Annotated in this window: 13 protein-coding genes; 2 read left to right on the top strand and 11 right to left on the bottom strand. The window is 70.3% G+C overall.

Annotation, left to right across the window (positions count from 1 at the left end):
* The first annotated feature begins 21 nt into the window (after window positions 1–21).
* Entirely contained in the window at window positions 22–1125 is a 1104-nt protein-coding gene (locus AB0D45_RS04810) for an LCP family protein (protein ID WP_362455293.1), read from the top strand.
* A gap of 9 nt (window positions 1126–1134) precedes the next feature.
* Here AB0D45_RS04810 and AB0D45_RS04805 read toward each other — a convergent pair whose 3' ends face one another.
* From AB0D45_RS04805 to AB0D45_RS04755, 11 genes are all read right to left on the bottom strand, one after another.
* Window positions 1135–2646 carry an amino acid permease gene (locus AB0D45_RS04805; protein WP_361596297.1) on the bottom strand — a complete coding sequence of 504 codons (1512 nt, stop codon included), beginning with the start codon at window positions 2644–2646 and terminating at the stop codon, window positions 1135–1137.
* A 109-nt stretch (window positions 2647–2755) separates the two neighbouring features.
* Window positions 2756–4672, bottom strand: coding sequence for a 1-deoxy-D-xylulose-5-phosphate synthase (gene dxs / locus AB0D45_RS04800; RefSeq protein WP_361596300.1), 1917 nt, complete (start codon window positions 4670–4672; stop codon window positions 2756–2758).
* Between the two features lie 252 nt (window positions 4673–4924).
* Window positions 4925–6184 (bottom strand): sugar ABC transporter permease, encoded by a 1260-nt coding sequence (locus AB0D45_RS04795; RefSeq protein WP_361596532.1) that lies wholly within the window; start codon window positions 6182–6184, stop codon window positions 4925–4927.
* 29 nt (window positions 6185–6213) lie between these two features.
* Window positions 6214–7002, bottom strand: a complete 789-nt coding sequence (locus tag AB0D45_RS04790; RefSeq protein ID WP_361596304.1) for an ATP-binding cassette domain-containing protein — start codon at window positions 7000–7002, stop codon at window positions 6214–6216.
* A gap of 182 nt (window positions 7003–7184) precedes the next feature.
* Window positions 7185–8300 (bottom strand): substrate-binding domain-containing protein, encoded by a 1116-nt coding sequence (locus AB0D45_RS04785; protein WP_361596307.1) that lies wholly within the window; start codon window positions 8298–8300, stop codon window positions 7185–7187.
* A gap of 118 nt (window positions 8301–8418) precedes the next feature.
* The gene (locus AB0D45_RS04780) at window positions 8419–9633 is read right to left on the bottom strand and encodes an ROK family transcriptional regulator (protein ID WP_361596310.1); all 1215 of its coding nucleotides are present in this window, start codon (window positions 9631–9633) and stop codon (window positions 8419–8421) included.
* Window positions 9634–9863: 230 nt separating this feature from the next.
* Window positions 9864–10802: a carbohydrate ABC transporter permease gene (locus tag AB0D45_RS04775; RefSeq protein ID WP_362455292.1), complete on the bottom strand. Its 939-nt coding sequence runs from the start codon at window positions 10800–10802 to the stop codon at window positions 9864–9866.
* A gap of 13 nt (window positions 10803–10815) precedes the next feature.
* Entirely contained in the window at window positions 10816–11760 is a 945-nt protein-coding gene (locus AB0D45_RS04770; RefSeq protein ID WP_362455291.1) for a sugar ABC transporter permease, read from the bottom strand.
* A 38-nt stretch (window positions 11761–11798) separates the two neighbouring features.
* On the bottom strand, window positions 11799–13229 hold the full coding sequence (ngcE, locus tag AB0D45_RS04765; RefSeq protein WP_362455290.1) for an N-acetylglucosamine/diacetylchitobiose ABC transporter substrate-binding protein: 1431 nt from the start codon (window positions 13227–13229) through the stop codon (window positions 11799–11801).
* Window positions 13230–13545: 316 nt separating this feature from the next.
* On the bottom strand, window positions 13546–16263 hold the full coding sequence (acnA, locus tag AB0D45_RS04760) for an aconitate hydratase AcnA (RefSeq protein ID WP_362455289.1): 2718 nt from the start codon (window positions 16261–16263) through the stop codon (window positions 13546–13548).
* Between the two features lie 254 nt (window positions 16264–16517).
* Window positions 16518–17531, bottom strand: a complete 1014-nt coding sequence (locus tag AB0D45_RS04755) for a LacI family DNA-binding transcriptional regulator (RefSeq protein ID WP_362455288.1) — start codon at window positions 17529–17531, stop codon at window positions 16518–16520.
* Window positions 17532–17680: 149 nt separating this feature from the next.
* On the opposite strand from AB0D45_RS04755, the gene AB0D45_RS04750 reads away from it, so the two are divergent.
* Window positions 17681–19585 (top strand): amidohydrolase, encoded by a 1905-nt coding sequence (locus AB0D45_RS04750; RefSeq protein ID WP_362455287.1) that lies wholly within the window; start codon window positions 17681–17683, stop codon window positions 19583–19585.
* The last annotated feature ends 17 nt before the right edge of the window (window positions 19586–19602 follow it).

Raw genomic sequence — 19602 nt, 5'->3', positions numbered from 1 at the left:
CGGAAGGACCGGTCCCCGGGCATGACTTCAGACCCCAGCGCCACGACGACGCCCCGTTCGCGCGCGAGCCGGATCCGGCGCGGGCTCGCCTGGACGGCGGCCGTGCTGGTCCTCGGCGCGGCGGGGTCCGGCTGGTGGGTCTACAGCCACCTCAGCGGGAACATCGACAGCGTCGACCTGGACCGGGCGATCGGCACCGACAACCGGCCCCCGAAGGTGGTGCAGAACGCCCAGAACGTCCTGGTGCTCGGCTCGGACTCGCGGGCCGGGGCCAACGGGGAGCTCGACCACGGCGATGTCAGCGGAGCCCGCTCCGACACCGCGATGCTGGTGCACATACCCGCGGGCCGGGCCCGGGCCACCGCGGTGAGCATCCCGCGCGACACCCTCATCACCCGGCCCGAGTGCAGGGACAAGGACGGCGGGACCGTCCCGGAGGCGAGCCGGGTCATGTTCAACTCCGTCTACGCGCTGGCCGGTCCGGCCTGTGTCGTCAAGACGGTGGAACAGCTCTCCGGCATCCGAGTGGACCATTTCGTCGAGGTGGACTTCGCCGGCTTCAAGGGGCTGGTGGACGCCCTCGGCGGGGTCACGGTCACCCTCGACCAGCCGATGACCGGCGCGAAGGGCGGACTCAAGCTGGACGCGGGAACGCACCGGCTGAACGGCGCCGACTCGCTGAAGTTCGTACGGACCCGCTACGGCTACGGCGACGGCAGCGACCTCGGACGCATAGGGCTCCAGCAGCAGTTCCTGCTCGCGATGCTGTCCGAGATCAAGAAGCAGGACGCCCTCGGCAATCCGGCGCGGCTCTACAAGCTCGCCGACGCCGGCACCAAGTCGCTGACCACCGACTCCGATCTGGCCTCGCTCACCGCGCTGTCGGACTTCGCGCGGAGCATGCAGGGCGTGGACCCGTCCACCATGGAGACCATCATGCTGCCGGTGGCCTACGACAAGGTGGACCGGAACCGGGTCGTCGTCGCGCAGGAGCAGGCCTCCCGGTTGTGGGAGGCCCTGCGCACCGACCAGAAGGTGCCCGCCTCGGCGAAGGACTCCCCCGCCAAGGGCGGCCCGGGCGCCAAGTCCCCGGCGCCCGAGCCGTCCCCGTCGACGGAGTCCTAGGACCGTTCCCTAGGGCCGTGTGCCGGGCCGTGCGGTCTCCCGGGCCGCTTGGCCCAGGCGGCTCATGCGCCTGCCGTACAGGAAGTAGACGACGAAGCCGACGACCATCCAGATCCCGAAGCGCAGCCAGGTCTCGGCCGGCAGGTTGAGCATCAGCCAGAGCGAGGCCGCCATGGACAGGATCGGGATCACCGGCACCCAGGGGGTGCGGAAGGCCCGGTGCAGATCGGGGCGGGTGCGGCGCAGGATGATCACGCCGAGGGCCACCACGACGAAGGCGAACAGGGTGCCGATGTTCACCAGTTCCGCGAGCTTCTCGAGGCTGGTGAACCCCGCGACGACGGCGATGATCACACCCAGCAGCACGGTGGCCCGGTAAGGGGTGCGGTACTTGGGGTGGGTGACCGAGAAGACCCGCGGCAGCAGGCCGTCCCGGCTCATCGCGAAGAACACCCGGGTCTGGCCCAGCAGCAGGATCATGCAGACCGTGATGAGGCCGACGGCGGCACCGAGGCTGATGGCGCCGGAGAAGAAGGGCTGGTCGACGGCCTTGAAGGCGGCGGCGAGCGGGGCGGTCGGCGACATCTCCCGGTAGTACTGCATCCCGGTGACGACGACCGTCACGGCGACGTAGAGCAGCGTGCAGATGAGCAGCGAGCCCAGGATGCCGCGCGGCATGTCCCGTTGGGGGTTCCTGGTCTCCTCCGCCGCGGTGGCCACGACGTCGAAGCCGATGAAGGCGAAGAAGACGAGGGAGGCCGCGGTGAAGATGCCCATGACGCCGAAGTTGGTGGGCTCGTAGCCGAACAGCAGCTGGACCAGTGGGGCTTTCCAGCCGCTTCCTCCGGGCTGTGGCTCGGCCGGCGGGATGAACGGCGAGTAGTTGTCCGCCTTGATGAAGAACAGGCCGGCGATGATGACCAGCAGCACCACGGTGACCTTGATGGCGACGACGATCGCGGTGATCCGGGCCGACAGCTTCGTCCCGACGACCAGGACCGCGGTCAGCGCCAGGACCAGCAGGAAGGCCAGCAGGTCGAAGGTGCCGCCCCCGTCGGGCCCGGACAGCGCGACGGGCATGTCCCAGCCGAGGTTCGTGTGCATGAGGTGGCGCACGTATCCGGACCAGCCGACCGCCACGACGGCGGTGCCGAGCGCGAATTCGAGCACCAGGTCCCAGCCGATGATCCAGGCGGGCAGTTCGCCGATCGACGCGTACGCGAAGGTGTACGCCGAGCCGGCCACCGGGACGGTGGAGGCGAACTCGGCGTAGCAGAGGGCCGCGAGGGCACAGACGACGCCCGATGCCACGAAGGAGAGGGCGGTGGCGGGCCCGGCGTTGTTGCGGGCCGCGATGCCCGTGAGGACGAAGATGCCGGTACCGATGATGACGCCGACGCCGAAGACCGTCAGGTCCCAGGCGGAGAGCGATTTGCGGAGCGCGTGTTCCGGCTCCTCCGTGTCACGGATGGACTGTTCCACCGTCTTGGTGCGGAAGGGGCTGTTCAGATCCCTGCTCACCGACGCACCTCCCAAGAAGTACGCGAAACGGGCCGGGAGGCCCACCCTTCAAGGGTGATCTCCCGACCCGTGACGTGCAACCGCGCTGCGCGATCCGGACGGACGCGGACTAGTCGACGGCGGCGGCCTGCTCGCTCTCGTAACGGCCGTCCAGCTTCGCGACCAGGCCCGTCACCTGACGGGCGATGTCCGGGGCGGTCAGGCCGATCTCGGCCATGATCTCCTTGCGCAGCGCGTGGTCGAGGAAGCGCTGCGGGATGCCGAAGTCGCGCAGCGGCACGTCGACGCCCGCGTCGCGCAGGGCCTGCGAGACCGCGGCGCCCACTCCGCCGGTGCGGCCGTTGTCCTCGACGGTGACGACGACCCGGTGGCGGTCGGCGAGCGGGGCGAGGGCCTCGTCCACGGGCTTGACCCAGCGGGGGTCGACCACGGTCGAGGAGATGCCCTGCTTGTCGAGCAGGTCGGCGATCTCCAGGCACATCGGCGCGAGCGCTCCGACCGAGACGATGAGTACGTCCGGCCGGGTGACGTCGGGGGCCGGGGTGCGCAGGAGGTCCATGCCGCCGATCCGGCCGACGGCCGGGACGGCCGGGCCGACGACGCCCTTGGAGTAGCGCACGACGGTCGGGGCGTCCTTGACCTCGACGGCCTCCCGCAGCTGGGCGCGCAGCTGTTCGGCGTCGCGCGGGGCGGCCAGCCGCAGGCCGGGGACGACCTGGAGGATGGACATGTCCCACATGCCGTTGTGGGAGGCGCCGTCGTCACCGGTGACGCCGGCCCGGTCCAGGACGAAGGTGACCCCGCACTTGTGCAGGGCGACGTCCATGAGGACCTGGTCGAAGGCGCGGTTGAGGAAGGTGGCGTAGACGGCGAAGACGGGGTGGACGCCGCCGGTGGCGAGGCCCGCGGCCGACGTGGCGCCGTGCTGCTCGGCGATGCCGACGTCGTAGATCCGGTCCGGGAAGGCCTCGGCGAACTTGTGGAGGCCGACCGGGTGGAGCATGGCGGCGGTGATGCCGACGATGTCCTCGCGCTCGTGGCCGAGCTTGACCATTTCGTCGGCGAAGACGGAGGTCCAGCTGGCGGCGGCGGTCTTGACCGGCAGGCCGGTGTCCGGGTGGATGACGCCGACCGCGTGGAAGCGGTCCGCCTCGTGCTCCAGCGCCGGGGTGTAGCCGCGGCCCTTCTGGGTGAGGCAGTGCACGATGACCGGTCCGCTGAACCGCTTGGCCCGCTGGAGGGCGGACTCCAGGGCCTCGATGTCGTGGCCGTCGATGGGGCCGATGTACTTCAGGCCCAGGTCCTCGAACATGCCCTGCGGGGCGATGAAGTCCTTGAGGCCCTTCTTGGCGCCGTGCAGCGTCTCGAAGAGCGGCTTGCCCACGACCGGGGTGCGCTCCAGGAGTTCCTTGCCGCGGGCCAGGAAGCGCTCGTAGCCGTCCGTGGTGCGCAGGGTCGCGAGGTGGTTGGCGAGGCCGCCGATGGTGGGGCCGTAGGAGCGCTCGTTGTCGTTGACGACGATGACGAGCGGCCGGTCCTTCGCGGCGGCGATGTTGTTCAGCGCCTCCCAGGCCATGCCGCCGGTGAGCGCGCCGTCGCCGATGACGGCGGCGACGTGGTGGTCCTCGCGGCGGAGCACCTCGTTGGCCTTGGCGAGGCCGTCGGCCCAGCCCAGCACCGTGGAGGCGTGGGAGTTCTCGATCACGTCGTGGTCGGACTCGGCGCGCGAGGGGTAGCCGGACAGGCCGCCCTTGGAGCGCAGGTTCCCGAAGTCCTGGCGGCCGGTGAGCAGCTTGTGGACGTAGGCCTGGTGGCCGGTGTCGAAGAGGACCTTGTCCTTGGGCGATTCGAAGACCCGGTGCAGGGCGATCGTCAGTTCGACCACGCCGAGGTTGGGGCCGAGGTGCCCGCCGGTCTTGGAGACGGCGTCGACCAGGAAGGACCTGATCTCGGCGGCGAGCTGGTTGAGCTCGTCCTGGCTGAGCCGGTCCAGATCGCGCGGTCCCTTGATGCGGGTCAGCAGCACCCGTGCCTCCTTGCAGTTGCTTGCTGGTCTGTCGAGTCTAATGTTCCGCTCGCGAGGGCGGTCATCGGGCGGTGCCTGGCGGGTCACGCCTTTGTCATACCTGCACCCCCCGCCGCGCAATCACACATCCCAAACGGGCGTATACCAGCACATCCGTACGCGCATACGCACGCACGCGTGCCCGGTGCCACTCGTGGTGGCACCGGGCACTGTGACGGTTCTTACCGCCCGGGGACGGCCCGGGTCGCGCGGTCAGGCGCGGCCGGCCGTCTTCTGGGTCTTGCGGGTGACCGAGTCGATGACCACCGTGGCCAGCAGTACGGCACCGGTGATCATGTACTGGATCGGGGTCGCGATCCCCTCCAGGGCCAGACCGTACTGGATGGAGGTGATGACCATCACGCCGAGGAGGGCGTTCCAGGTCCGGCCGCGGCCGCCGAAGAGGCTGGTGCCGCCGATGACGGCCGCCGCGATGACGTTCATCAGCAGGTCGCCGGCGCCGGCGCTCTGGTTGGCGGCCGCGATCTTGGAGGCCCAGAAGAGGCCGCCGACGGCCGCGAAGGTGCCCGCGATGGCGAAGACCGCGATGCGGATCCCGTTGACGTTGATGCCCGCGCGGCGGGAGGCCTCGACGCTGCCGCCCAGGGCGAAGACGTTGCGGCCGAAGGTGGTGCGGCGCAGGAGGAAGTCCGTGCCGACCAGGGCCACCACGAAGAGCACCAGCGCGAGCGGCAGGCCCTTGTACTGGTTGAACACCACGGCGGGGCCGAACGTGAACAGGGCCAGCAGGCCGGTGCGCAGCAGGATCTCGCTCAGCGGCCGGGAGGGCACCCCGGCGGCTTCGCGGCGGCGGTTGTCGAAGAAGGTGGCGAGGAAGTACGCCACCGTGGCGAGCGCCGCGAGGCCGTAGCCGGCGGCCACGTCCGAGAAGTAGTACGTGGTGAGCTGCCCGACCACGCCCTCGGAGTCGAGGTTGATGGTGCCGTTGCTGCCGAGGATCTGCAGCATCGCGCCGGACCAGAACAGCAGGCCGGACAGGGTGACGGCGAAGGCGGGCGCGCCGATCTTGGCGAAGAAGAAGCCGTGGACCGCGCCGATGAGGGCGCCCCCGCCGACCGCGGCGAGGATCGCGACCCACTCGTTGACGCCGTGGGTGACGGCGAGGACGGCGACGATGGCGCCCGAGACACCGCTGACCGAGCCGACCGAGAGGTCGATCTCGCCGAGCAGCAGCACGAAGATGATGCCGACGGCCATCATGCCGGTGGCGACCATCGTGATCGCGATGTTGGAGAGGTTCTCCGGGGAGAGGAAGTTCGAGTTCAGCCCCTGGAAGATGCTCCAGATGATGATCAGGCCGAGGACGACCGGGATGGAGCCCAGGTCGCCGGCCTTCATCTTGCGGCCGAACTCGCTCAGGTAGCCGGACAGGCCCTGCTCGCGCACGAGCAGGCGCGGGTCGACCACCGGAATGGCGTCCGCCGGGGCGGCGGGGTTGGCCAGCCGGGCCACCTCTTCCGCCGCGGTGTGGTGTTCGGTGCTCACTTGCGGGCCTCCCCGGTGCGGGCCGCCCGGCGGGTCACGGCGTTGTCCGTGGCCCCGGTGATGGCGGAGATGATCTCTTCCTGCGAGGTGTCGGCGACGTTGAAGACACCGTTGTTGCGGCCCAGCCGCAGCACCGCGACCTTGTCGGCGACGGCCTTCACATCGGCCATGTTGTGGCTGATGAGGATGACGGCGTGGCCGCGCTCGCGCAGCCGCTCCACGAGGTCGAGCACCTGTGCGGTCTGCTCGACGCCGAGGGCGGCGGTGGGCTCGTCGAGGATGACGAGCCGGGGCTCGCCCAGCATCGAGCGGGCGATCGCCACGGTCTGGCGCTGGCCGCCGGAGAGCGAGGCGATGGGGATCCGGACACTGGGGATCCGGATGGACAGGGTGGTCAGGAGCTCGCGGGCGCGGCGCTCCATCTCCACCTCGTCGAGGACGCCGAACCGCTTGAGCTCGCGCCCGAGGAAGAGGTTGCCGACGACGTCGATGTTGTCGCACAGCGCGAGGTCCTGGTAGACGGTCGCGATGCCGAGGTTCTGGGCGTCGTGGGGCTTGCCGATGGAGACCGGGCGGCCTTCCCACTCGATGACTCCGTCATCGATGGGGTGCACGCCGGCGATCGTCTTGACCAGCGTGGACTTGCCGGCGCCGTTGTCGCCCACCAGGGCGACGACCTCACCGGAGTGGATCTCGAGTTCTACGTCGGTCAGGGCCTGGACGGCGCCGAACCGCTTCGAGACCCCTCGCAACGCCAGCACGGGCGCAGCGGACACATGAACCATCTCCTTCGCCGCCTGACCGGCGGGGATGTCGTGCAAAAGAGCAGGAGCGGGGCGGATGGGGGGTAACTGCGAGCGAAAGGGTGAAACGTTTCTGCCCGGCGCCCCGCGGATGGCGGGGTATGAGGGGTGGGGCGCCGGGCAGGGCACGTGGGCCGCCGCGCCGCGAGGGCGGCGGCAGGGCCTTACTTGAGGCCGATGGTGGCGCAGGCGGTCGCGAACTTCTCGGTGCAGATCTCGTCGACCGTGTAGACGCCGTCCTTGACGACGGTGTCCTTGATGTTGGCCTTGGTGAGCGAGACGACCGGGATCAGCACGGACGGAACGCCCTTGGAGGTCGGGCTGTCGATCTTGTTGTTGATGATCCCGTCGATCTTCTCGCCCTTGGCGAGGGCGACGGCCATCTCGGCGGCGGCCGCGGCCTCGGGGGCGTACGGCTTGTAGACGCTCATGAACTGCTCGCCCGCCACGATCCGCTGCACACCGGCGAGCTCGGCGTCCTGGCCGGTGACCGGGGGCAGGGGGGACAGGCCGGCGGCCTTGAGGGCGGTGATGATGCCGCCGGCCATGCCGTCGTTCGCGGAGTAGACGCCGATCACCTTGTCCTTGCCGAGCGCGGTCAGCGCGCCCGCCATGTTGGTGTTGGCGTTCTCCGGCTTCCACTCCTTGGTGTCGTACTCCTTGCCGATGTTCACCTTGCCGTCGAGGACGGAGTGGGCGCCCTTCTTGAACAGCGCGGCGTTCGGGTCGGTGACGGAGCCGTTCATCATGACGATCTGGCCGTCCTTGGCCTTGTCGCCCAGGGCCTCCAGCAGCGCCTTGCCCTGGACCTTGCCGACCTCTTCGTTGTCGAAGGAGGTGTAGGCGTCGATCGGGCCCTCGGCCAGGCGGTCGTAGGCGACGACCGGGATGCCGGCGTCCTTGGCCTTCTTGACCGAGCCGGCGATGGCCTTGGCGTCGACCGCGTCGACGATCAGGACGTTCACCTTGTTGGTGATCATCGTGTCGACCTGCGAGTTCTGCGTGGTCGCGTCCTGCTTGGCGTTGGCGTAGACGACCTCGGCCTTGCCGCCGGTGAGGTCGGCGATCTTCTTCTCGATCAGCGGCTTGTCGAACTTCTCGTAGCGCGCGGTCTGGTTCTCCGGCAGGAGCAGACCGATCTTGACGGCGTCACCGGCCGCTGCGGAGCCGGAGGGCTTCTTCTCGCCGCCCGCTTCCTTGGCGCTGCCACAAGCGGCCAGCGAGACGGCCATGGCGCCGGCGGCGACGGCTACGGCGGCTCTACGCATACGCGTGTTCATTCGTTGAACCTCCCTGACGAGGCCGCAACGTTGCGGCCGAGGTGGATGTGAGTCAACCCCGGCCGCAAGTTTGTCGTCAAGGAGTGAATCCTTAACGAGATGACAACGGTGCCATCCGTTATCTAACTGAAGACATGACGGCGGGGGCTCGCATCCCAAAGCCATTTTCCGTCAAAAGTGTCGAATCGCCCATCTCACTGAGTACGAGGGCCAGCGCGCCGAGTACTTCCGCCCGGCCGCCCAGCGACCCCGTGAGGACCGACAGCTGGCGGGCCGCGCTCGGGATCGCGTACCGGCCCACGGACTCGCGGATCGGCGTCAGGACCAGCTCGCCGGCCTCCGCCAGCGAGCCGCCGAGCACCACCCGGCTCGGGTTCAGGAGGTTGCACAGGCTGGCCACGCCGCTGCCGATGTGCCGGCCCACGTCGGTGATGACCCGGCGGCAGCCCGGGTCCCCGCCGCGGGCGAGCTCGACCACCTTCTCCATCGTCAGGTCGAGCCCGTGGGTGCCCTGGAGCAGGGGCAGGACGTAGCGCGCGGCGGCGAAGGTCTCCAGGCAGCCCCGGTTGCCGCAGCGGCAGACGGGGCCCGACTCGTCGAGGGTGATGTGCCCGATCTCCCCGGCCGTGCCGCCGGGCCCCCGGTAGATCTGGCCGTTGATCACCAGGCCGGCGCCGACACCGCTCGCGACCTTGATGTATGCCAGGTCGCGCACCCCCCGGCCGCTCCCCCAGACGAGCTCCCCCAGCGCGCCGAGGTTCGCGTCGTTGTCCACGTAGACCGGCACGCCCAGGCGCTGCGCGAGCTCCTGGCGCGGGTTGATCCCGGCCCAGCCCGGCAGGATCGCGGTCGAGCCCAGGGTGCCGGACTCCACGTCGATGGGCCCGGGCACGCCGAGCCCGACGCCGATGACCTTGTCCCGGGACACGCCGATGCCCTGGACCAGCCGTCCGACCAGGGATTCCGCCCGGTCGAAGCCGTCCACCCAGGAGGCGTCCACGTCCAGCGGCTCGGCCTCCTCGGCCAGCACCTGGTGCGCGAGGTTGCCCACCGCCACCCGCAGGTGGGTGTGGCCGAAGTCCACGCCGATCACGATGCCCGCGTCCCCGCTGAGCGAGACGCTGCGGGCCCGGCGGCCGCCGGCCGAGGTGTCGGTGACCTCGACGGTCCCGCTCTCCTTGAGCTCACGGACGATGTTGGAGACCGTGGCCGCCGACAGTCCGGTGGTGCGGGCGATCTCCGCCTGGGTCAGCGAGCCGGCGAGGCGCACGGCCCGCACGACCCTCTCCAGGTTCGCGCGGTGCAGCGAGGACTGCGATCCGGGAGTCTGCACGACTCATCCACTCCTGCCTTTAGCGGCGGCGGTGCGCCGCCCCCCGGCCGGTCGTCGCGGCTGCGTGCTCCGAGACCCCGGCGTCTCTCCAACTTGTGAACCTTAAGTCGAGCCTTTAGGTATCCAGTCGTCAAGAGCCTGAGGCGGAGCGAACCCGATGATCCTCCTTTTCCCCTCCCCCCGCACGCCGTGACTCTCCTGTCAGGCATACGTCATCCGGTCGGCAGCGGCTACTTGAGCGTCGCGGAGGTCAGCCCGGCCTGGATCTGGCGCTGGAAGGACAGGTAGACCACGAGCATGGGGATCATCGCGATGGTCACGCCGGCGAAGAGGACCGGCAGGTCCGTCTCGTAGCCCATCTGGTACTGGAGCTGGATCAGACCCTGGGTGAGCAAGTAGCGCTCGGGGTCGGAGCCGCTCTGGGGCTGCATCAGCACGGAGGGCAGGATGTACTGGTTCCACTGGCCCAGGACATTGAATATCCCCACGCTGATCAGGCCGGGCTTGGCCATCGGCAGCATCACCTGGAAGAAGATCCGGGTGTCGGAGGCCCCGTCGATCACCGCCGCCTCGTGCACCGCCGTCGGCAGGGTCCGGAAGAAGGAGTGCATGAAGAAGACGGTGAAGGGCATCGAGTAGGCGATGTAGACCAGGATCAGCCCCTGGTACGTGTTGAGCATGTCCAGGCGCTTGACCATGAAGAACAGCGGCACGAGCGCCAGGAAGACGGGGAACATCGCCCCGCTGACGAAGAAGTAGTAGATGATCCGGTTCCCCCGGAAGGGGTAGCGGGCCAGTACGTACGCGGCCATGGAACCGAGCAGCATGGTCAGCGGCACCGAGAAGGCCATCACGATCAGCGTGTGGCCGAAGTAGCCGCCGATGCCCTTGTCCCAGGCCCGGCCGAAGGCGTCGAAGTGCCAGTGGGAGGGCCAGCCGAGGGCCGAGGCGCCGATCTGGCTGTCGGTCTTGAACGAGCCGAGGGCCAGCCAGACCAGCGGCAGGACGATCAGGAGCGCCCAGACGGCGAGGAAGCCGTGCGAGAAGACGTTCAGCACCATGCCGTCGGAACGGCGCCTCCCGCCGTCCCGGGCGCGGCCGCCGGCGCCGCCGGACCGCTCGGGCGAGGGCTCGCCCGGCGCCTTGATCACAGTGGACTCTGCGGTCATCGGGGATCTCCTCTCAGAACTCGATGCGCTCGCGGCGGGTGGCGCGCAGCGTGACGATGGAGAGGATCATGGTCAGGGCGAGCATGACCACGCCCATGGCGCAGGCGTATCCGCTCTTGCCGAAGTACAGGAAGTTGCGCATCAGCACCGTCGCCATGACCTCGCTGTGGTGGTCGGGTCCGCCGCCGAACTGGCCCGAGGTCATGGTCGACACCAGGACGAACATGTCCATCGCGGCGATGCCCAGGTAGACCGCGGAGGTCTGCACAGAGTCCCACAGCAGGGGCAGCGTGACCCTGAAGAAGGTCTGGGCGCGCCCCGCGCCGTCGAGCAGGGCGGCCTCGTAGATGTCCTTGGGCACGGACTGCATGGCCGCCGAGAAGAGGACGAGGTAGAAGCCGACGCCGTGCCAGACCACCACCAGCAGCAGGCACCACAGGACGAGGCCGGGCCGGTTGAGCCATTCGACGGGGTCGGCCGGGTCGACGAGCCCGATCCGGGCGAGGAGCCCGTTCAGCAGGCCGCCCTCGTCGCTGCGGTACACCGCTCCGAAGAGCACCGCGAGGATGGCCAGGGAGAGGACCTGCGGGAAGAAGTAGACGATCTTGTAGAAGCCCGATCCCCGCACGCCTCGCACCCCGCCGGCCCCGCTGCGCCCTCCCGCGTTCACCATGAAGGCGAAGAAGAGGGCGAGCAGGATGGTGATGACGGGGACGAACACCAGGAGCAGCAGGTTGTGCCACAGGGCGTCGCGGAAGACCTCGTCCTCCAGCAGGGTGGAGTAGTTCTCCAGGCCGACGAAGTCGAAGGTCGGCGACTGCCCCGACCAGTTGGTGAAGGAATAGCCGAACGTCTGGACGTACGGCCAGATGACGAAGGTCAGGTACAGCGCGAGCGGCAGGAGGAGGAAGCCGGCGATGAAGCCGGCCCTTCCCCTGCGCCGGGCTAGGTGGCTCATGGTGTCCGTCCCTGGTGACGCTGCCGGTGGACGCGGGGTCAGCTGCGGTGGTTGTTCTTGGCGTTGGGGTCCTTGGCAGCCTTGTCTACCGCAGCCTGGGCCCGCCTGATCCACTCCTTCGGCTGGATCCGCTGGGCCATCAGCTCATTGGACGCGTTCTGGATGTCGGCGTCCATCTCGCTGTACCAGTCGGGGTAGAGGTAGTTGAAGGTGTTCTCCCCGGCCGCCTTGACCGCGGCGACGGCCGACTGGGTGCCCGGGCGGAGCTTGACGCCCGGGTCGACCCCGTCCTTGACGACGGTGAGCGAGTTGGCCTGCTGGGCGAAGACCGTCGACCATTCGCGGGAGAGCATGGTGCGCAGGAACTCCAGGCCGCCGGCCTTGTTGGCGGCCTTCTCCGGGACGACGAAGGCCTCGTTGGCGCCGGCGCGGATGGCGGTGAAGGGCAGTTTGCTGTCGGCGAGCAGCGGTACCGGCAGGAACTTCATGTCGAAGTCCTCCGGGGTCTGCTTGAGCTGCTCGTTCTCCAGCCAGGAGCCGGAGGGGATGAAGGCCGCCTTGTACTGGTTCCAGGCGGTCTGGGACTCCGTGTGGGTGAGGCCGTTGGTGCCGGGCATGAGGTAGCCCTTCTCGACCACCTCGTAGACCGCCTCGACGGCGGCCAGGGCGGCGGGGTTGCCCTCGAAGGCGTTCGGCTCCAGGTTGTCGATGGCCTTCATGGCCTCCAGACCGCCCTTCTTGGCGATCAGGTCCATGATGACGACATTGATGTAGTACGGGTACTTGCCCTGGTGGGCCAGGCCGCCGATGCCGGCCTCCTTGGCCTTGGCGCAGACGGCCAGGAACTCGTCCCAGGTCTTCGGCTCGGTCCAGCCCTTCTCCTTGAAGAGCTTGCCGGAGTACCAGAGGCCGAAGACGGTGTAGACGTAGTTGAGGGCGACGAACGTGCCGCCCTGGGTGCCCTGTTGGACCGTGCCGGCGATCAGGGTGTCGCGGACCTTCTTGGCCGGGTCGTCGAGCGAGGGGGCGTCGAGGAGCGCGCTCAGGTCGGCGAGCTGGCCGCCCTTGGCGAGGACGTCGATCTTGATCATCTGGGCGCCGGAGTCGTTGAGGACGTCCGGCGGGGTGCCGCCGTTGAAGCGGGGCTGGAGCTTGGCCGCGATCTCCTGGGTGCCCAGGTGGGAGCTGGTGGTGCCCCACTTCTTGTCGAAGGCGGCCTCCCAGGCCTTCGCGTAGTCGTCGCCGAAACCGCCCTTGAAGATGACCACGTCGAGCTTGCCGCCCTTGGCGAGGCCGAAGGGGTTCTCCTTGGACACGGCCCCCTTGTCGGGGCCCTTCGTCGTGCCCTCGCCGCCGGAGGCGCAGGCGGACAGGAAGCTCATCGTCGGCACGCTGATCAGTCCGAGCGCTGCGGAACGCTTGATCAGATCACGGCGGCCGAGGCCCTCACCGGTGGATCCCATGCTCATGTCCTCGCCTTCGTCAGGAGGGTGAAGGAGGCCGGAAATCACGGCAGTTGCCGTCCATGCGGGCATCACCGCAGGTCCCCCGGCATCCCCCGGCCCGGGGCCGCTCGTCGCGCGGTGGCCCGGACGCGCACAGGTATAGTCCACTTCCGCTCGGCTGAGCAAGATCGTGCACAAGGATCGTTCCCGGCTTTTCCGAGTTGAGACCTGTCCGTCACCTGGGACCGTCCGCCACGAAAAGCGGAAGGGCCGCACCCCCTTGACGGGGGTACGGCCCTATGGTGCCGACAGACGGCGGATCGCTCCGCCTGGCGCGCCCTTAGCCGCGGATGAGGTTCCGCAGGACGTACTGCATGATGCCGCCGTTGCGGTAGTAGTCGGCCTCACCCGGCGTGTCGATGCGGACGACCGCGTCGAAGGAGACACCGGTGTCGGTGGTGACCTTCACCGTGCGCGGGGTGGTGCCGTTGTTCAGCTCCTCCACACCGGTGAAGGAGAAGGTCTCCTCGCCGGTGAGGCCCAGGGAGGCCGCGGTGGCGCCCTCGGGGAACTGCAGGGGCAGGACGCCCATGCCGATCAGGTTCGAGCGGTGGATGCGCTCGTAGGACTCGGCGATGACGGCCTTGACGCCGAGCAGCGCGGTGCCCTTGGCCGCCCAGTCGCGGGACGAGCCGGAGCCGTACTCCTTGCCCGCCAGGATGACCAGCGGGATGCCGGCGGCCTGGTAGTTCTGGGAGGCGTCGTAGATGAAGGAGACCGGTGCGCCCTCGACGGTGAAGTCGCGGGTGAAGCCGCCCTCGGTGCCCGGCGCGATCTGGTTGCGCAGGCGGATGTTGGCGAAGGTGCCGCGGATCATGACCTCGTGGTTGCCGCGGCGGGAACCGTACGAGTTGAAGTCGCGGCGCTCGACGCCGTGCTCGGTGAGGTACTTGCCGGCCGGGGTGTCGGCCTTGATCGCACCGGCCGGGGAGATGTGGTCGGTGGTGACCGAGTCGCCCAGCTTCGCCAGCACGCGGGCGCCGGCGATGTCGGAGACCGGGGTGGTCTCCATCGTCATGCCCTCGAAGTAGGGGGGCTTGCGCACGTAGGTGGACTGCGGGTCCCACTCGAAGGTGTTGCCGGTCGGGATCGACAGCGCCTGCCACTGGGCGTCGCCCGCGAAGACGTCCTGGTAGGACTTGTTGAACATGTCCTCGCCGATGGCGTTCGCCACGACGTCGTTGACCTCGGCCTCGGACGGCCAGATGTCCTGGAGGAAGACCGGCTTGCCCTCGGTGTCGGTGCCGATGGCGTCCTTGGTGATGTCCACCTTCATGGAGCCCGCGATGGCGTACGCGACGACCAGCGGCGGGGAGGCCAGGTAGTTCATCTTGACGTCGGGGTTGATGCGGCCCTCGAAGTTGCGGTTGCCGGAGAGCACCGAGGTGACCGCGAGGTCGTGCTCGTTGATCGCCTTCGAGATCTCCTCGTCCAGAGGACCGGAGTTGCCGATGCAGGTGGTGCAGCCGTACCCGACGAGGTTGAAGCCCATCTTGTCCAGGTACGGGGTCAGGCCGGCCTTGTCGAAGTAGTCGGTGACGACCTTCGAACCGGGGGCCAGGGTGGTCTTGACCCACGGCTTGCGGGTCAGGCCCTTCTCGACCGCCTTCTTGGCCACGAGCGCGGCGGCGACCATGACGTAGGGGTTCGAGGTGTTGGTGCAGGAGGTGATCGCGGCGACGGTGACGGCGCCGTGGTCGATCTCGAAGGAGGAGCCGTCGGCCAGGGTCACCAGGGTGGGCTTGGACGGGGCGCCGTTCGGGTGGTTCGCCGGGGCGTCGGAGGCCGGGAAGGACTCCTTGCCCGCCTCGTCCACGTCGTCGACGTAGTTGCGGACGTCCTGGGCGAACTGCTGCGCGGCGTTGGCCAGGACGATGCGGTCCTGCGGGCGCTTCGGGCCGGCGATGGAGGGGACGACCGTGGAGAGGTCGAGCTCCAGCTTCTCGGAGAAGTCCGGCTCGGCGGCCGGGTCCAGCCACAGGCCCTGCTCCTTGGCGTACGCCTCGACCAGCGCGACCTGCTGGGCGTCGCGGCCCGTCAGGCGCAGGTACTTCAGCGTCTCGTCGTCGATCGGGAAGATCGCGGCGGTGGAGCCGAACTCCGGCGACATGTTGCCGATGGTGGCGCGGTTCGCGAGGGAGGTGGCGGCGACGCCCTCACCGTAGAACTCGACGAACTTGCCGACGACGCCGTGCTTGCGCAGCATCTCGGTGATGGTCAGCACCAGGTCGGTGGCGGTGGTGCCGGTCGGCAGCTCGCCGGTCAGCTTGAAGCCCACGACGCGCGGGATCAGCATGGAGACCGGCTGGCCGAGCATCGCGGCCTCGGCCTCGATGCCGCCGACGCCCCAGCCCAGCACGCCCAGGCCGTTGACCATGGTGGTGTGCGAGTCGGTGCCGACGAGGGTGTCGGGGTAGGCCTGGCCGCCCCGGACCATGACCGTGCGGGCCAGGTGCTCGATGTTGACCTGGTGGACGATGCCGGTGCCCGGGGGGACGACCTTGAACTCGTCGAAGGCGGTCTGGCCCCAGCGCAGGAACTGGTAGCGCTCCTTGTTGCGGCCGTACTCCAGCTCCACGTTCTGGGAGAACGCGTCCTTGGTGCCGAACTTGTCGGCGATGACCGAGTGGTCGATGACCAGCTCGGCCGGGGCCAGCGGGTTGATCTTGGACGGGTCGCCGCCGAGCTCCTTCACGGCCTCACGCATGGTGGCGAGGTCCACGACACAGGGAACGCCGGTGAAGTCCTGCATGATCACGCGGGCCGGCGTGAACTGGATCTCCTGGCTGGGCTGCGCCTGGGAGTCCCAGCCGCCGAGCGCCCGGATGTGGTCGGCGGTGATGTTCGCGCCGTCCTCGGTGCGGAGCAGGTTCTCCAGCAGGACCTTCAGGCTGTAGGGAAGGCGCGCGGCGCCCTCGACCTTGTCCAGCCGGAAGATCTCGTACGACTCGTCGCCCACCTGCAGCGTGCTGCGGGCGTCGAAGCTGTTCGCCGACACGACAGTCTCCTTCATGCATGATTTCGCGCGTATAACCGCAATCCTGCCGCCACGCCCTGGGGCCAATCCGCTAAGGTAGGGCTAAGTTAGGTAACCCTTATCAGCGGGGGCGGCTGCGGAACGCCTTCGGCAGATATCTCGATGTCGAGATAACTCTAGTACATGGCCGCGGCTGGTGGTCAGCACGCCTCCCTCTCGTCACGTCGCGCTGTCCGCTCCCTCGCGCCGGACGGTCCACTCTCGCCATGCCGCGCTCAACGAACGGACGAGATCCGCTGGAGCAGGGCCGCCGGGACGGTGACCGGGGCGGCCGGGGCGGAGGGGCCGCCCGAGCGCACCGGGGCGGCCGGCTCCAGCAGCGCCACGAGGGCCGACACCGCCGCCCCGGCGAGGGCCTCCGGGTGGAGGGTCACGGTGGTCACCGGGGGCCGGGCGTGCGCGTACGCCGGGTCCTCGCTGGCGCACACCAGCAGCAGGTCCGCCGGCACCGCCAGGCCGTGCCGCGCGGCGGCGGCCAGCACCTGGCGGCCGCCGGGGTCGTACAGGGAGTACACGGCGTCGGCCGCTCCCTCCGCGAAGGCCCGGTCGAAGGCGTGGCCGGGGCCGTCGTGCGGGTCGAAGCGGATCAGCAGCGGCGGCCGGCCCCGCCGCGCGCACCAGCGCTCGTACGCCTCGGTGACGGCCCGGGTGTAGTGCTCGTCGCCGAAGCCGCCGTGCAGCGCGATGCGGCCGGCGCCGGACGCCGCGAGGTGGTCGAGGACCTCACGGGTGGTCGCGGCGTGGTCGTTGTCGACCCAGACGTCGCCGGGACGCGGATCGGCGGGCCGCCCGTCGAAGACGAGCGGGATGCCCCGGGCGCGCAGGGCGCGCAGCACCGGGTCGTCGCAGGGGCTGTCGAGCAGCAGCATGCCGTCGACGGCGAGGTGGTGCCACGGGGTCCCGGCCCCGCGGTCGGCCGGGAGGGTGGTCAGGGCGTAGCCGTGGGCGTGGGCGGCGGAGGTGGCGGCGGTCAGCCAGCGGGCGAAGTAGGCGACGGCCACGAAGTTCCACGCGGCCCCGGCGAAGGTGGTCACGGCCAGGCCCAGGGTGCGGGTCCGGGGCGCGCGCGGGGCGCCGTACCCCAGGCCGGTCGCGACCTCGCGGACCCGGCGGCGGGTGCTCTCGCCGAGGCGGCCGGTGCCGTTGAGGGCGTGCGAGACCGTGGCGGTGGACACCTCCGCGGCGCGGGCGATGTCGGCGAGGGTCGGTCCGGGCGGCACGCGGGCCATCGTACGGAGTGCCGCGGGGCGCGGTGAGGGGGCGGCGCGGGCGGATCGCGGGGGCGGCTCCCCGGTGCGGATTCCGTCGCCGCGGGCGGGTTCTGGTTAAGGGGTTAATCACCCAGTGTCCTGGCCACAGCCAACGGTTTGGAGTGGTCATGACGTCTTCTGTTTCCCGGCGCGGGCTCCTCGCGGCGGCCGGTGCCGCCGGAGCGGGGGGTCTGCTCGGTGCCGGCAGCGCCTCGGCGGCGTCGGCAGGGTCGGCGGGGTCGGCGCGGGGCTCGGCGGCACTGGTGGTGCGCGGCGCGCGGGTGTTCACGGGCACCCCGGGCGGCGCGCCGGTGACGGCGGTGGCGGTCGGCCGCGACGGGCGGATCCTGGCCGCGGGCGGGGACGCCGAGGTACGCCGGCTGGCCGGCCGGGACACCGAGGTCGTCGACGCGCGCGGGGCCACCCTGATGAGCGGGATCCACGACGGGCACGTCCACCCGCTCGGGGCCGGCGACCGCTCGCTGCGGCCGTCGCTGGAGGGCGCGCTGACGACGGCGGCCCAGCTGGCGGAGATCCTCACGGGCTTCCTCGCAGACACCGGCGGCGCGGGCGCCGAGCCCGACACCTGGCTGGTGGTGGAGGACTGGAACCCGGTCGGGCTGCTGCCCGCCGGCACCCTCCCGCACCACGCGCTGCTGGACGCGCTGCCGACTCGGCGGCCGGTCGTCCTCGTCGGCGGTGACGGGCACAACCTGTGGGCCTCCCAGCGGGCCCTGGACGTCGCGGGCATCACCGCCGCCACGCCCGACCCGCCCGGCGGCCGGATCGTCAAGGGCCCGGACGGGCAGCCGAGCGGCGTACTCAAGGACGACGCGCAGGAGCTGGTGAAGCGGCACGTCCCGGCGCCCACCCGGGCCGAACTGGTCGAGGCCTGCGCGAAGGTGCTGGGACGGGCGGCGGCCTCCGGGGTGACCACGATGATGGACGCGCTCGTGGGGCGGCACGAACTGGAGCTCTACCGGGCGCTCTCCGCCGCCGGCCGGCTGCCGCAGCGGATCGTCCCGGCGATCCGGCTGGACGTGGAGCAGACGAGGGACCCGGCCGGCTCGGTGGCGTACGCGCGGGACCTGGAGCGGGAGTTCCGCGAGGTGGCGGGGCTGCGCTTCGGCACCGTGAAGGTGTTCCTCGACGGGGTCATCGAGTACCCGGCGCAGACGGCCGCGCTGCTGGAGCCGTACCTCGACGGACAGGGCCGCCCCACGGCCAACCGGGGCGAGCTGTACACCTCGGCGGCCGACTACGGGCGGCTGACCGCCGCGTTCAACGGGATCGGCTGGCAGATGCACGCCCACGGCCTGGGCGACCGGGCGGTGCGCACCGCCCTGGACGGATACGAGGCCGCGCGCCGGATCACGGGGCGGCGCGACCCCCGCAACGCGATCGCGCACCTCCAGCTCGTCCACCCCGCCGACCTGCGGCGGTTCGCCGAACTGGGGGTGGCCGCCTGCATGCAGCTCCAGTGGGCCGCCGAGGACACCTGGACGATGGAGGCGCTGCTGCCGTACATCGGGCCGGAGCGGCACCGCCGGCTGTACCCGGCACGCAGCCTCGAGCGCGCCGGCGCCCGGCTGACCGGCGGGTCCGACTGGCCGGTGGACGCGCTCCAGGTGTGGAACCAGCTCCGCACCGCGATCGACCGCCAGGGTGACTCCGGCACGGGCGCGCTCCACCCGGAGCTGGAGGCCCTGAGCCGCACCTCCGTCCTGCGGATGCACACCCTGGGTACGGCCTGGCAGCTGCGGCAGGAGGGGCTGACCGGCACGGTGGAGCGGGGCAAGGCGGCGGATCTGGTGCTGCTGGACCGGGATGTGACGCGGTGCCCGGTGGCCGACATCAGCGGGACGCGGGTGCGGATGACGCTGGTCGGCGGCCGGGTGGTGCACGACGCCGACTCGGCGGCGGGCCGGGCGGCGGCGGCCGGACTGGCACGCGCGGCGGCGGGACCGCGCCCGGCCTCGTACGCCGCGGTGCACGGAGGCCGGCACCGGGCCTGCGGCTGCACGGAGCGCTGAGGGGCGAGGGGAGGGCC

It is taken from the genome of Streptomyces sp. NPDC048352 (assembly GCF_040651895.1).
Lineage (GTDB): Bacteria > Actinomycetota > Actinomycetes > Streptomycetales > Streptomycetaceae > Streptomyces.
The sequence above is the reverse complement of the archived record's forward strand: the minus strand, read 5'-3'. Positions and strand labels throughout refer to the sequence as shown.

Bases quoted from the DNA above. Each gene is read 5' to 3' on its own strand.
- ngcE (WP_362455290.1), bottom strand. From the start codon at position 13,229: ATGAGCATGGGATCCACCGGTGAGGGCCTCGGCCGCCGTGATCTGATC.
- AB0D45_RS04755 (WP_362455288.1), bottom strand. From the start codon at position 17,531: ATGGCCCGCGTGCCGCCCGGACCGACCCTCGCCGACATCGCCCGCGCC.
- AB0D45_RS04790 (WP_361596304.1), bottom strand. From the start codon at position 7,002: ATGGTTCATGTGTCCGCTGCGCCCGTGCTGGCGTTGCGAGGGGTCTCG.
- AB0D45_RS04770 (WP_362455291.1), bottom strand. From the start codon at position 11,760: ATGAGCCACCTAGCCCGGCGCAGGGGAAGGGCCGGCTTCATCGCCGGC.
- AB0D45_RS04775 (WP_362455292.1), bottom strand. From the start codon at position 10,802: ATGACCGCAGAGTCCACTGTGATCAAGGCGCCGGGCGAGCCCTCGCCC.
- AB0D45_RS04750 (WP_362455287.1), top strand. From the start codon at position 17,681: ATGACGTCTTCTGTTTCCCGGCGCGGGCTCCTCGCGGCGGCCGGTGCC.
- AB0D45_RS04810 (WP_362455293.1), top strand. From the start codon at position 22: ATGACTTCAGACCCCAGCGCCACGACGACGCCCCGTTCGCGCGCGAGC.
- AB0D45_RS04785 (WP_361596307.1), bottom strand. From the start codon at position 8,300: ATGAACACGCGTATGCGTAGAGCCGCCGTAGCCGTCGCCGCCGGCGCC.